General features: G+C 34.7%; 12 protein-coding genes. 6 read left to right on the plus strand and 6 right to left on the minus strand.

What is annotated here, in order from left to right; translation table 11 throughout:
• Nucleotides 1-274: 274 nt before the first annotated feature.
• Nucleotides 275-2,440, minus strand: a complete 2,166-nt coding sequence (locus SCB73_RS03175) for a hypothetical protein (RefSeq protein WP_320568709.1) — start codon at nt 2,438-2,440, stop codon at nt 275-277.
• Nucleotides 2,441-2,896: 456 nt separating this feature from the next.
• Here SCB73_RS03175 and SCB73_RS03180 point away from each other — a divergent pair, with 456 nt between their 5' ends.
• The 6 genes from SCB73_RS03180 to SCB73_RS03205 all read left to right on the plus strand — a co-directional run bounded on the left by SCB73_RS03180 (nt 2,897) and on the right by SCB73_RS03205 (nt 8,214).
• Complete coding sequence (locus SCB73_RS03180; protein ID WP_320568710.1) at nt 2,897-3,664, plus strand: ParA family protein; 768 nt, start codon at nt 2,897-2,899, stop codon at nt 3,662-3,664.
• Nucleotides 3,665-3,669: 5 nt separating this feature from the next.
• Nucleotides 3,670-4,572, plus strand: a complete 903-nt coding sequence (locus SCB73_RS03185; protein ID WP_320568711.1) for a ParB/RepB/Spo0J family partition protein — start codon at nt 3,670-3,672, stop codon at nt 4,570-4,572.
• Nucleotides 4,572-5,135, plus strand: coding sequence for a DUF5683 domain-containing protein (locus SCB73_RS03190; RefSeq protein ID WP_132989256.1), 564 nt, complete (start codon nt 4,572-4,574; stop codon nt 5,133-5,135). Before SCB73_RS03185 ends, SCB73_RS03190 begins: the two co-directional genes overlap by 1 nt.
• Before the next feature lie 39 nt (nt 5,136-5,174).
• The gene (gene dapB, locus SCB73_RS03195; RefSeq protein ID WP_320568712.1) at nt 5,175-5,873 is read left to right on the plus strand and encodes a 4-hydroxy-tetrahydrodipicolinate reductase; all 699 of its coding nucleotides are present in this window, start codon (nt 5,175-5,177) and stop codon (nt 5,871-5,873) included.
• A 71-nt stretch (nt 5,874-5,944) separates the two neighbouring features.
• Nucleotides 5,945-7,501, plus strand: a complete 1,557-nt coding sequence (gene lepB / locus SCB73_RS03200; protein WP_320568713.1) for a signal peptidase I — start codon at nt 5,945-5,947, stop codon at nt 7,499-7,501.
• Nucleotides 7,502-7,593: 92 nt separating this feature from the next.
• Nucleotides 7,594-8,214 (plus strand): WbqC family protein, encoded by a 621-nt coding sequence (locus tag SCB73_RS03205; RefSeq protein WP_320568714.1) that lies wholly within the window; start codon nt 7,594-7,596, stop codon nt 8,212-8,214.
• A 172-nt stretch (nt 8,215-8,386) separates the two neighbouring features.
• Here the strand turns inward: SCB73_RS03205 and SCB73_RS03210 are convergent, their stop codons facing one another.
• From SCB73_RS03210 to mutL, 5 genes are all read right to left on the minus strand, one after another.
• Entirely contained in the window at nt 8,387-9,001 is a 615-nt protein-coding gene (locus SCB73_RS03210; RefSeq protein WP_320568715.1) for a tetratricopeptide repeat protein, read from the minus strand.
• Between the two features lie 93 nt (nt 9,002-9,094).
• Entirely contained in the window at nt 9,095-10,147 is a 1,053-nt protein-coding gene (locus tag SCB73_RS03215; protein ID WP_320568716.1) for an endonuclease/exonuclease/phosphatase family protein, read from the minus strand.
• Nucleotides 10,148-10,164: 17 nt separating this feature from the next.
• Nucleotides 10,165-11,028: a rhomboid family intramembrane serine protease gene (locus SCB73_RS03220; protein ID WP_320568717.1), complete on the minus strand. Its 864-nt coding sequence runs from the start codon at nt 11,026-11,028 to the stop codon at nt 10,165-10,167.
• 46 nt (nt 11,029-11,074) lie between these two features.
• Nucleotides 11,075-11,872 carry a rhomboid family intramembrane serine protease gene (locus SCB73_RS03225; protein WP_320568718.1) on the minus strand — a complete coding sequence of 266 codons (798 nt, stop codon included), beginning with the start codon at nt 11,870-11,872 and terminating at the stop codon, nt 11,075-11,077.
• On the minus strand, nt 11,869-13,800 hold the full coding sequence (gene mutL / locus SCB73_RS03230; RefSeq protein WP_320568719.1) for a DNA mismatch repair endonuclease MutL: 1,932 nt from the start codon (nt 13,798-13,800) through the stop codon (nt 11,869-11,871). Before mutL ends, SCB73_RS03225 begins: the two co-directional genes overlap by 4 nt.
• Nucleotides 13,801-13,959 lie beyond the last annotated feature (159 nt).

Consider the following 13,959-nt stretch of genomic DNA (forward strand, 5'->3'; position numbering starts at 1 on the left):
GCGGGAAGGCCGCAGGTTCGAATCCTGCCACCCCGACAAAAAAGTCTTTTCAATTTTGGAAAGACTTTTTTTTGCTTTAAACTCAAATAAAAAATTTTGCACCTTTGCTAGCTATTTCCTAAACATACTAGAAATGAAACAAATAGCATTCGCCACAAATTCACGAATTTTCTTTTTAAATACTTTATCTAATATTATTCGAATTAATTCGAATAAATAATCGCGAAGATTTGAAAAATAATTCGTGAATTCGTGGCGAAAAAAAATGTTCTTATTATTTTTCCATACTTATATAAGAAGGACAAGACTCCTTATTAGGCAAAATAAACTCTTCATCAAAAGGCTGAGCGCCTTCACCATTATTATACAATGCCACACGTTTTGCGCCAGTTGCAGTGCTTCCGCCAGTTCCGTTAACAACGTTTTGGATATTTCCTGGACCCGCAAAACGAGTAATACACATTTTCTCCAATTTCACATTTGAGCTATTCGGAATTTCGAAACCATTTTTTTTGTTTACATTTCCATCAGTTCCAGTAAAAACAGCATAAGAACCCATCCCAATACTTTGATGTACTTTTACTGTATTTGCAACTTTGAATGCCGCATAACCGTCAACTTTTCCTCCTTGACTACTCCAAGTTGCTTGATTTGGCGCATCGTATGGAGGTTCATTTTGAAAGAAATACGTTCTGCCACGCTCTCCCAACCATAACACTTCATATTCTTGAAAGTGCTCTACAAACAAACCATAAAGCGTCACATCATCACCCGTAACTATTAGTCCGTTTTTGCATCGGTCCCTTACCCAGCGAAGGTCACCGCCTTTTTGTGAACCATGATCAGCACGCCACAACCAAAAGTGATCTCCCACAACATTGTCGCTATTAATTTGCATTGCAGCCTGAATCTGAATATTTTTTGACTGAACGCCACCTACCCTACAAGTAATGTCCGTAAGGAGAATAGGATCTATTGCATGATCAGCATTTGCACCTTCTGCTCCAATTCTAACCTGATAAGTTGTACTATTAAATGAATCCATTAAAAGTCCCGCGATAATAATTCCGTCCTTATCATCTGCATAAATGCAACCCCAAGTATTTTTTTCAGTTGGCTCCAGCGTTACCGAAGCAATACCAGCGCCTAAAAGTATGGCATCTTTCCTGTTCACTTGAATAGGAGCATTTAATGAATAATGTCCAGGCGTAAAAAATATATTCTTGCCCGCTTTTAAAGCATTATTGATTTCGACATCAGTATCACCTTCTTTAGCAACGTACCATTCCGCGATCAAATCTTGGATTTTTCCTTTACCCATATCTGTTGCCGACCACGAAACTCCTACTCTATCTTTTTGCCAAGCAGGAATAAATACTTTGTATTCTCCATCTTTATCAATAAACAAAAAAGGTTTTTCTCTAATTATTGGCGTCGTCGCAACTGGTGAGTTTATCTCATCTGCCTGTGGCGGATTCACGCAACCTTGCCAAACCATATTATAAGATCCTCCCATAGCGCCAGAACCCGAAGGAAAAACACTATTTCTAGTGTACCATTGTTGCTGTCCTTTCCAATTTGGTCGATCCGTTGTGTAATGAGTATCGGCAATAAAACCTCCACTTCCCCAAAAATTTGTATTTCCAATATCTGAAATATATTTCGATGTACTTTCAATCAATAATCGTCGTGCACTAGTAGACTGAGAAACGGTCCAAGAAAAATCACGCATTACTTCTACATTTTCTACTGAACGCCAAAAAGTACAAGTTGCATTTGCTCCACCTGAAAGATGAGGTCTTGTAAATATTGAACCCAATTTAACATCTGAAGGCACTCTTCCTAAACCTCCAATATGAGAATAAAATCCCAATTCGATTGAATTGGCTTCCGCCGAAGATGCAGAGCCTGATCCGCCAACATCATACGTTTCGCCGTTAACATTTGCTTTAAAATAATAAGCCTGACGTTTTGTTGTCCATTCACCATTTGGCCCACCTAAACCAATTTTACTAAAATGTGAATTAATTTCATTTTTTGCAGTTTCAGCTTTTTCATATTTTCTATCATAGAAATACATATTATCACCGAAAATCTGGTTTTCAAGCGAAATCACTACAGTTATATCATCACGAGTAACTTTGTAGTAGTTCTCGTATTTATTTGCATTCGGCTTATTATCAGTAAAGGTCAATTTAGAAGTCGTACCAACTGCAACAAAATCAGATGCCAAATGACTTCCTCCTCTTGTTATTGTATAATTTCCAGACGAACCAAATGCTGGCCATGACAATGTGATGCTGTGTTTTTTCTTGTTGTAAACAATCTTGCCTTCTATCTTGTTTTCTGTTTTTTCACCAGACAGACAAGGTCTCGCGAAGCTGCATAAAACCCATGTAAATGCAAATACGAAACATAAAGAGATTACCTTTTTAATCATAAAAATTCTTTTTTGGTTTTAATAGTAATAATAGTTTTTCGAGATTTGAAAAATAACGATAATCTTTAACCTAAAAGTCCGTTTTTGGTTTCAATTTTCTTATCAAAAACTATACAAAATCCCAATTTACAAGGCTTATAGAGGTTTTTCCTTAGTGAACGAGAAATTAAACCAACCTAAAAAATCAATTCTGATCAAAAAACAACCAATCTATATTTTTGCTTTGAATTTGTGAAAAGGACTTTTTTTCAAGAAAAACCAGATCCGAGTATTTTTTTAGCATGAATACGAATTCAACCAATCAAAATTCTTTTGATAATCTTATTTATAACTAAAATTATTTTCTGCCGAACACCCACTATACAACGATTACACAAAGTTTCTTAAATGTTAACAAAATAGATTTTCAAAAACCATAAATAATTGTATTTTTACGGTTCAAAATTCAGAAAATAAATGGGCAAAATCATTGCTATTGCTAATCAAAAAGGAGGCGTTGGAAAGACTACTACATCAGTAAATCTTGCGGCCTCATTAGGTGTTTTAGAGAAAAAAGTATTATTGATCGACGCTGATCCTCAGGCCAATGCAACATCTGGCCTTGGAATTGATGTAGAATCTGTTGAAGTTGGAACATACCAAATTCTTGAGCACACTGTAACACCAAAAGAAGCCATTTTAAAATGCACATCGCCAAATGTTGACGTGATTCCAGCTCACATTGACCTTGTTGCGATCGAAATTGAATTGGTTGACAAAGAAAACCGTGAATATATGCTTAAAAAAGCATTAGAAGAGGCAAAACAAGAATATGACTATATCATTATTGATTGTGCGCCATCTTTAGGTTTGTTAACCTTGAATGCTTTAACAGCTGCAGATTCAGTAGTTATTCCGATTCAATGCGAGTATTTTGCTCTTGAAGGATTAGGAAAATTATTGAATACTATTAAAAGTATTCAAAAAATACACAATCCAGATCTTGACATCGAAGGTTTGTTATTAACGATGTATGATTCAAGATTGCGTTTATCTAATCAAGTTGTTGAAGAGGTTCAAAAACACTTTAACGACATGGTTTTTGAAACTGTGATTCAGCGAAATGTTAAATTAAGTGAAGCTCCAAGTTTTGGTGAAAGCATCATCAATTATGACGCAACAAGCAAAGGTGCAGTAAACTACATTCATTTAGCTCAAGAAATTATAAAGAAAAACAGCAAATAGTTTTTATGACAAAAGCAATTAAAAAACAAGCCTTAGGAAGAGGATTATCAGCATTATTAAAAGATCCGGAAAACGACATAAAATCAGTTGACGATAAAAATGCTGACAAAGTTGTTGGAAACATCATTGAGCTTGAAATAAGTGCTATCGAAATAAATCCGTTTCAGCCTAGAAGCAATTTTAATGAAGAATCATTACGTGAATTAGCCACTTCCATCAAGGAACTTGGTGTAATTCAACCTATTACTGTTCGAAAATTAGATTTCAACAAATACCAGCTAATTTCTGGAGAGCGTCGTTTGCGTGCTTCAACTTTAGTGGGGCTAACTCACGTTCCTGCATATATTCGTATTGCTAATGACAATGAATCATTAGTAATGGCGTTAGTAGAGAATATCCAGCGTCATGATTTAGATCCTATTGAGATCGCTCTTTCTTACCAACGTTTGATGGACGAAATTCAATTGACACAGGAGCAAATGAGTGAACGCGTTGGAAAAAAACGCTCTACGATTGCCAATTATCTACGTCTTTTAAAATTAGATCCGATTATTCAAACCGGTATTCGTGATGGTTTTATCAGCATGGGACATGGTAGAGCGATTATCAACATTGAAGATTTAGACGTTCAGACTGATATTTACCAAAAAATCGTAAGTCAGAATTTATCTGTTCGTGAAACTGAAGCTTTAGTTAAAAATTACCACGAAGGACAACAGCCAAAAGCGGAAGGAAAACCAAAGCCAGAATCTTCTTTTGTAGTTAGAGAAACGCAAAAAAATACTTTCAACGACTATTTTGGTTCGAAAGTTGATATTAAAGTGGCTGGCAACGGAAAAGGAAAAATCACAATTCCTTTCAATTCTGAGGCCGACTTTAATAGGATTATAAAATTAATTAATGGATAGTGAATAAGATTGTCCCCATAAGTTTATTGTTCTTTCTCATAGGAACCGCTTCTATTTTTGCTCAAGCAAAATCAGATGCGGTTTTAGTCGCTAAAGACACTACCAAGTTAGAAGAAATAGACCCGCTAACACCAGCAAAAGCTGCTTTTTATTCTGCAATTTTACCTGGTTTAGGCCAAGCATACAACAAAAAATATTGGAAAATTCCGCTCGTTTACGGAGCAATTGGTACCAGCCTTTATTTCTACATTGACAACAACAAAAAATACCACGATTATCGCGACGCCTACAAACGAAGACTTGAAGGCTACAACGATGACAACTATCAGTTTTTGGACGACAGCAGACTTATAGCTGGACAAAAATTTTATCAACGAAACCGAGATTTATCTGCTCTATTTGTTGTCGGTTTTTATGTGCTTAACATTATAGATGCCAACGTTGATGCCGCTTTGATCCAATTTAACGTAAACGAAAGATTATCAATGCGTCCAGAGATTTATCCCAACGATGCAACATTTAGACCCAACGTTGGACTAACTTTTAATTACACTTTTAAATAGCAATTAACGCTTTTTAAAAACTCAAAAAAACACACAAAAATGAAAATTGCGCTTTTAGGATATGGCAAAATGGGTAAAGTAATTGAAAGAATTGCTTTAGAAAGAGGTCATGAAATTATTTTAAAGAAAGACGAATTCAACACCTACGAAGGACTTTCAGATGCTGATGTTGCAATTGACTTCAGTGTTCCTACTGCAGCTGTTGACAATATTTCAAACTGCTTTCATGCAAATGTTCCTGTAGTTTCTGGAACTACTGGATGGCTAGAGCATTATGACGAAATGATTACCCTTTGCAACGAGAAAAAAGGAGGCTTTATCTCAAGTTCAAATTTCAGTTTAGGCGTAAATATTTTCTTTGGATTAAATGAATATTTAGCCAAAATCATGAATCAATTTGATTCGTACAAAGTCACAATGGAAGAAATTCACCATATCCACAAGCTTGATGCGCCAAGTGGAACTGCTATTTCATTGGCGCAAGGTGTTATTCAAAACAGCAATTACGAGAAATGGACTTTAGACGAAGCAAAATCAAACGAAATTCGTATTGAGGCAAAAAGAATTGGAGAAGTTCCAGGAACGCATACCGTAAATTACGACTCTGCGATTGACAGCATCGAAATAAAACATACTGCACACAATCGCGAAGGTTTTGCTTTAGGTGCCGTTATTGCTGCTGAATGGCTAGCAGGAAAAACGGGAATTTACACGATGAAAGACGTATTGAATCTATAATAAATCTGAATTTAAGTTTAAGATTTTAAATCACAAACAGTCTTAAGCTTCAAACTTTAAACAAAAACATTATGACACTATATTTTTGGTTTGTCTTTTTCCTTGCAGTTCAAGTGATTCATTTTATTGGAACATGGAAATTGTACCAAACGGCAGGAAGAAAAAGCTGGGAAGCTGCTATTCCGATTTACAACTCCATAGTTTTAATGAAAATAATTAGCCGTCCAACTTGGTGGACCTTGTTGCTTTTTATTCCAATTATCAACTTGATTATGTTTCCTGTTATTTGGGTTGAAACTTTGAGAACGTTCGGAAAAAAATCAACTTTAGATACTTTTCTTGGAATTTTCACTTTAGGATTCTATATCTATTACGTGAATTACACTCAAAAATTAGAATATCAAGCCGATAGAGATTTAACGCCAAAAAGCAAAACTGCAGACACCGTAAGTTCATTGCTTTTTGCAATAATCGTTGCTACATTGGTACACACTTATGTGGTACAGCCTTACACAATCCCGACATCTTCTCTAGAAAAATCCTTACTTGTAGGAGACTTTTTGTTTGTAAGCAAGTTAAATTATGGACCAAGAGTTCCAATGACGACTGTTGCACTGCCAATGGTTCACGATTCTATTCCATTTACCAAAAGCAAATCGTATTTAAAATGGCCACAATTGCCTTACTTCAGACTTCCTGCTTTTGAAACTATAAAACGAAATGATATTGTTGTTTTTAACTGGCCAGTAGATACTGTACGTTATTTTCATGAACCAACAGGAAGACCAGGCGTTATCAAACCAATTGACAAAAAATCAAATTACGTAAAAAGATGTGTAGGTATTCCTGGAGATAGCTTATCTATAAAAGACGGATTTGTATTCATAAACGGAACAAAATTAATTTTACCGGAACGTGCAAAACCACAATACTCTTATACCATTGCTTTTGACGGAAAAACACCAGTTGACTTACAATCTTTAGTTCAAGAGTTAGACATCACTGATGGAGGTTATTTCAAAAACGACAAAACCAAAGATACTCTTGTTTTAGGAGCTTTAACAGAAGCAAGTGCCGAACGTTTCAGAAGCACGCCAGGAGTTCTTTCGGTTACTAGAATAATCGACAATACAAGCGACAACAGAATATTTCCTCATGTTGAGAAATGGAGTCAAGACAATTTTGGCCCTATTTATATTCCACAAGCAGGAAAAACAGTTGCTTTGACTAATACTTCTTTGCCATTTTACAAAGAAATCATTACGAATTATGAAGGAAACACTTTAGAATTACAAGGTTCTAAATTCATCATAAACGGCAAAGAAACCAACAGCTATACCTTCAAACAAAATTATTACTGGATGATGGGAGACAACCGCCATAACTCTGAAGACAGCCGTTATTGGGGTTATGTTCCAGAAAATCACATTGTTGGAAAACCTGTTTTCATTTGGTTAAGCTGGGACACAAACGGAAAAGGAATTAACAAAATTCGTTGGAGCAGAGTTTTCACAACTGTTGACGGTGAAGGACAACCGCAATCGTATTTCAAATACTTCTTAATCCTTCTTGCTCTTTATTTCGTCGGAGAATTCTTCTGGAGAAAAAGAAAAGAAAACAAAGCATAATAAAAATTGTTATTTTTGTTTCAGGTTTCAAGTTTCAGGGTCATATAAAACCTGAAACTTGAAACCTGAAACTTTATAAATATAATACAATCATGAATTCGTTACTACTTCCTACCTATTTTCCTTCAATAAGCCACTTTGCAGTTATGGCGCAATCTGAGACTATTACTTTTGAAATGGAGGATAATTTCCAGAAGCAGACCAATAGAAACAGAACTTATATCTATAGCCCAAACGGAATTCAGCTATTAAATATTCCTGTGAAGCATTCAAAAGCAACGCATCAAAAAACAAAAGACATTTTGATCGAAAATGAATTTGACTGGCAGAAACAGCATTTTAAATCGCTTGAAGCCGCATACAGGAGTTCGCCTTTCTTTGAGTACTTCGAAGATGATATCGTGCCGATTTTCGAGAAAAAACACACTTTTTTAATGGATCTTAACTTCGAAGTTTTAGACATTGTGACGAAATGCCTTAGAATGAAATTAGAATTCGGAAAAACGGCAGAATATTTTCACGAAACACCAGATTTCGCTGATTTCAGATATTTGGCAAATGGCAAAAAAGATCAGAATTCATTTGAAAAATACACCCAAGTTTTTGATGATAAACACGGTTTTATAAACAACTTAAGTGTTTTGGATTTGCTTTTCAACGAAGGTAAGTTTGCAATGGATTATTTAAAAACCCAGAAATTAATAAAAGTTTAGACTAAGGAGTTATAAGTTTTGTTTCACTTAACTTCTAACATTCTTGTGCCACCGTGGGTTAGAGATTAAATTAAGCCCATTATTCGGATTTGCTAAATGATATCAAATACAAAACCAACTTTCCAATAATTCAATTGCCAAATCTGTTATAGCGGTTGTTGGCAATAGTTTTTTATTTACAATATTTTTCTATAGTGTCCCGACACCTTTGTCCATTTATAAGCCATAGCTCGTCAGCTTTATTTAAGTCAAAACAAGCCCCATCTCTATCTCCTATCCTTAATTTAGCTATTCCCCTATTATAATAAGCTTCTGAAGCCATACCGCTATGTATTTCTATTGCTTTTGTGCAATCGCTGATTGCACCTTTGTAATTTTTTAAATAATATTTAGCCAATCCTCTATCAGAATAAGCCACCCATGAAGTTGGCTGAAACCCAATAGTTTTTGTAAAATCATCTATTGCTCCTTGATAATTAGCTAAATCAATTTTTACAAGCCCTCGATGGTAATAAGAGTAGCAACTATGAGAATCTATTTCTATTGCTTTAGAAAAATCTATCATTGCTCCATTATAATCTCCTAAAATATGTTTTTCAATTCCTCTACGACGATAAGCCTCTACAAAAGTCTTGTCTAATTCTATTGCTTTAGAAAAATCTGAAAGAGCTCCTTCATGGTTTTCCAACTCACTTTTTTCTATTCCCCTGTTATAATAATTAGACTCATCCATACAAGAAACAGTGGCAATAAAAAGAAAAATAATTAGAACCCTTATTAACTTCATTATGTAGTCGTTTTGTTTTTAGTATTGTCCATTTTTCACTTTCTTCATTAGCTTTAGCTCACGGCAATTTGGCGAATTAGCACCCACATTCCACTAAAACTGATCTATCGAAAGCCTTGTCATGATTGGATAATGATCCGAATTTTCAAAATCAGAGAAACTTTCAAATTGTTTTACTTTCATCTTGGTATCGGTAAAAATATAATCAATTCTTGCTGGATAGTATTTGAATTTATAAGTTGCTCCAAAGCCTTCTCCAGCCTCTTCAAAAGCGTCTTTAAGTTTCCCTTTAATATTTCGGTAAACGTACGAAAATGGACTGTTATTCATGTCGCCACAAATAATAATTGGGTATTTACATTTTTTGATGTGCTCTTTAAAAATTTCAGCTTGTTCTTGCTGTTGTGTAAATCCTTTGCTTATTCTGGAATAAATACGTTGTGATTTCTTCTGATTTACATTATCAATATCATCTGAAATCTCGCTTACGTCTGGAGATATTTTGATCGATTGCAAGTGCATATTATAAACGCGAATAATATCTTTTCCGCGTTTTATATCAGCATATACGACGTTATTGTCTGATTTAGGAAAAACGATATTTCCTTCATCAATAATTGGGAATTTTGAAAAAATAGCCTGACCCGTCTTTATCTGATTCCCATCAATAAAAATATATCGGTGTGGGTAAACTTTCAAATCCAAATGAGCAGAGTTAGAATATTCCTGAATACATAAAATATCAGGATCTTTTTCATCTATAAAAGCTTTGATGTTTTCCGGAATATCATCACGGTCCAGCCATTTAAAAACATTAAAAAGACGGACGTTATAACTCATTATAGAGAAATCTCTTTCATCTTTCACATATTCCTTTGCCGAAAATTTATAGAACTTGCTAATAAAAGTAATCCCCATTAATAAAACCAAGCCTGATAAAATAAGGCGCTTTTTAAACTGAATTGCCCAATAGACAAAAAACAATCCATTTGCAACAAAAAAAGCAGGCATAAACAGCGTGAGCACCGATAAAAGCGGAAAGCTCTTAGGTGCTAAAAATGGCAAAATATAGACGCTAAATGTAAGCACAGTCAGCACTATATTCAAAAAGAACATTATTTTGTTAAACCACGAAAGGTTTTTCATATTATTTGCTAAAAGGATTATTTTCCAGCTCTAAATAGAAACTCTTTTTCTTCTTTTGTGAGACAATCATAACCAGATTGGCTAATCTTATCCAAAATCTCATCAATTTGCTGTTGCGTTTTGTCTTTCGTAACAATTCTTGACGAAGTTTTTTCCGTAGGTTTTTTGTAATTTTTATGAACTTTTGTGAATGGGGTCGTTGGGGATTTTCTAAAAAGATTAGCAAAAAAATCTAATACTTTAGAAACTATGATACTCAAATCGGTACCATTTTGAAGCAATTTTATATAAACAAATCCGAAAAATGCTCCAGCAAGATGCGAAATATGTCCGCCGGTATTCTCTAAACGAAACTGCAGTAAATCTAAAAGCAGAATTACACCAGTAATGTGCCAAAGCTTAACATTGCCAAAAAACAACAGTCGAACATTCATCAATGGCGAATAGGTAGTTGCCGCAACTAAAATGGCCATAATTGCCGCAGAAGCACCAACTATTAAAGCAGAGTTTCCTAAAATGTAATAGCTAAGTACAAATATAATTCCTGAAAAGATTGCTCCTAAAATATAAAGTCCTAGATATTGTTTCTGAGTAAAAAACGTCAAAAATAAATTACTCGCAAAATTCAAAACCAGCATATTAAACAACAGATGCATAGGTCCGTAATGAAAAAAAGCATAAGTTAAAAATGTCCAAGGCTTGAACATAAAAACCTGAGGATCTGATGACAATGCAAGCCAATTTGGAAAATTAAATTGACCATTTGAAAACTGATAGAAAAATATCAAAGAAATAAGAAAACAAGCAATATTCCAATAAATCACACGCATTGCGATGCCTCCCAATTTATATTGCAATTTTAAATCGTCAAGAATATTCATAAAGTCTTCGTTTCGTTTTTTAAAGTTAATAAATTAAAGTTAAAAATTAATTCCAACGATTGTTATTAAACTGATTTTTTTTCCAGTACAACATCATTAAAAAACCAGCAATTGCTCCACCAATATGTGCAAAATGTGCAATTCCAGTTCCACCACTTCCAAATAAAGAACTTCCTTTAAACCCTAAAAACAAATCTACTGCCAAAATTCCAGGAACAAAATATTTTGCTTTTATTGGAACCGGAATAAATAATAATCCCAATTGTGCGTTAGGAAACATAAAAGCAAAAGCTGTTAACAAACCATAAATTGCTCCAGAAGCTCCCAAAACAGGAGACTGAACAATTCCTGCTGCCTGTCCTAAAACATTAAATTGTTCCTGAGTACAATGTGCATTTTTTAAAATTGTAGCAACTTCACCTTGTATGATTTCGCCAGATTCATATCTCATATTCAAAATCAAATGAAGATCTGCTTTAGATAAATTTAAACCAGATACAGAATCCAGAAGTGAATGCAATTGTAAATAATTTACTCCTGTATGAAGCAATGCCGCTCCAAGTCCGCAAGAAATGTAAAAAAACAAGAATTTTTTTCCACCCCAAAAATGCTCTAATGCAGATCCAAAGCTATATAATGCAAACATATTGAATAAAATATGCGCAAAATTTGGCCATGGCGCATGCATAAACATATGCGTAAAAATCTGCCATATTCTGAAATCATTGCTTTCCGGATAAAACAATGAAAAATATTCGTAGGAAATCGGTACCATTTGAGCACCAATAAAAAATATAATATTAATAATAAGCAGTTGTTTGACAACTGGAGTGATATTCATCATAAGGCAAACTTTTTATCTATATCTTCAACACGCATGGTGATAAAGGTAGGTTTTTGAAAAGGTGAAATATTCGGATCTTTGCAGGCAAATAATCCGTTTACGATATTATCCTGCTCTTTTTCGGTTAAATATGATCCTGTTTTAACCGCTAAACTTTTGGCCATTGACTTGGCAATTGTATCATTTTGACTGTAACTGCTCGCTGGAATTCCGTCCTGCAAATCGCTCAACAATTGATCAATTACAATTGAAACTTCACTCTCTGTAATATTTACAGGAATTCCTGAAATCACAATATGATCTGTTTTGGCATCTTCAAAAATAAATCCTGTTGTTTCTAATGAAGGTTTTAATTCCTCAATCAATTTCATTTCAACAGTAGAATAAAATAAATCCAATGGAAAAAGCAATTGCTGGCTTGATGCCTGATTAACGGTCATGTTCAGTAAAAATTGTTCGTACAAAATACGCTGATGTGCGCGTTGCTGATCCACAATAATCATTCCTGATTTAATTGGCGAAACAATGTATTTTTTATGAATTTGATAGGTTTTCTGACTCGCTTGCTCGATTTCGTCATCGTTAAATAACGACGAAGTTACTTCTTCATTTTCGAATGTAAAAGGCGAACTTTCAATTGTTTCTGGATTATCGGTATCTAAACCTACATATAAACTTTCCCAGCTTACTGTCGGCTCCACTCTTTTCGAATAACTCGAATACGATGATCCTGAATAGGAAGAGCCAGAAGAAGATGAAGAACCTAAACTATAGCCAGATCCTGAACTTCCTTTTGTATAATGCTGATTCGTTTTATCGTCTGTAAACGGATTGAAATTCCCATCAACTTGAATTGTTGGAGTTTCGGCTTCTAAATCTTTATAATGATACGGCGTATCTAAGTTGGCATCTCTCTCAAAATCCAAAACTGGAGCCACATTAAACTGCCCTAAACTATGCTTGATTGATGCTCTTAAAATCGCATACAAAGCTTGTTCATCGTCAAACTTAATCTCCGTTTTTGTCGGATGAATATTGATATCAATAGTATTTGGCGGTACTTGCAAGTATAAAAAATAGCTTGGTTGCATTCCGTCTTTTAACAAACCATCATAAGCGGCCATAACAGCATGATGCAAATAACCACTTTTTATGAAACGATCGTTTACAAAAAAGAACTGCTCACCTCTGCTCTTTTTGGCAAATTCTGGCTTGCACACAAATCCCTGAATATTGATAATCTCAGTATCTTCATTTACAGGAACCAGTTTTTCATTGGTTTTGCCCGACATAATTCCGACAATCCTTTGACGATATCCTGCTGATGGAAGATTATACAATTCGCTTCCGTTGTGATAAAAACTAAAATGAATATTCGGATGCGCCAAAGCCACACGCTGAAATTCATCCATAACATGACGAAACTCAACCGTATCTGACTTCAAGAAATTACGACGCGCCGGAATATTAAAAAACAAATTTTTAACTGCAAATGACGTTCCTTTTGGCAAAACCGCCACTTCCTGCGAAACAAATTTACTTCCTTCGATTACAATATGTGTTCCAAGTTCGTCTTGATCTTGTTTGGTTTTCATTTCCATGTGCGCGATTGCGGCAATCGACGCTAAAGCTTCACCACGAAACCCCTTTGTACCAAGCGAGAATAAATCTTCGGCTTGGCGAATTTTTGAAGTCGCGTGACGCGCGAAGCACAAACGAGCATCTGTAACGGTCATTCCAACGCCATTATCAATAACCTGAACCAATGATTTGCCGGCATCTTTTATGATCAATTTGATATCCGTTGCTTTTGCATCAACAGCATTTTCTAACAATTCTTTTACCACAGAAGCTGGTCTTTGAACCACTTCTCCAGCAGCAATTTGGTTAGCAACGTGATCAGGAAGTAATTGAATAATACTCGACATTAAAAAATTTGGGTTAAAGGTTTCTCCTTGATTTTATAGTCAAAAATCTTAGATTGAAATTGTTAGTTATCTTTTGATTCTAAAAAACCAAGGTGTACAAATTTAATGAATTTTGGTTGTGATTTGGAATAGCGGCAGTCATAAAAAAAACAAAAAACC

Source organism: Flavobacterium sp. KACC 22761 (genome assembly GCF_034058155.1).
Lineage (GTDB): Bacteria > Bacteroidota > Bacteroidia > Flavobacteriales > Flavobacteriaceae > Flavobacterium.

Coding starts and splice junctions, on each gene's coding strand:
- SCB73_RS03175 (WP_320568709.1), bottom strand. CDS start 2,440: ATGATTAAAAAGGTAATCTCTTTATGTTTCGTATTTGCATTTACATGG.
- SCB73_RS03180 (WP_320568710.1), top strand. CDS start 2,897: ATGGGCAAAATCATTGCTATTGCTAATCAAAAAGGAGGCGTTGGAAAG.
- SCB73_RS03185 (WP_320568711.1), top strand. CDS start 3,670: ATGACAAAAGCAATTAAAAAACAAGCCTTAGGAAGAGGATTATCAGCA.
- dapB (WP_320568712.1), top strand. CDS start 5,175: ATGAAAATTGCGCTTTTAGGATATGGCAAAATGGGTAAAGTAATTGAA.
- lepB (WP_320568713.1), top strand. CDS start 5,945: ATGACACTATATTTTTGGTTTGTCTTTTTCCTTGCAGTTCAAGTGATT.
- SCB73_RS03205 (WP_320568714.1), top strand. CDS start 7,594: ATGAATTCGTTACTACTTCCTACCTATTTTCCTTCAATAAGCCACTTT.
- SCB73_RS03210 (WP_320568715.1), bottom strand. CDS start 9,001: ATGAAGTTAATAAGGGTTCTAATTATTTTTCTTTTTATTGCCACTGTT.
- SCB73_RS03215 (WP_320568716.1), bottom strand. CDS start 10,147: ATGAAAAACCTTTCGTGGTTTAACAAAATAATGTTCTTTTTGAATATA.
- SCB73_RS03220 (WP_320568717.1), bottom strand. CDS start 11,028: ATGAATATTCTTGACGATTTAAAATTGCAATATAAATTGGGAGGCATC.
- SCB73_RS03225 (WP_320568718.1), bottom strand. CDS start 11,872: ATGATGAATATCACTCCAGTTGTCAAACAACTGCTTATTATTAATATT.
- mutL (WP_320568719.1), bottom strand. CDS start 13,800: ATGTCGAGTATTATTCAATTACTTCCTGATCACGTTGCTAACCAAATT.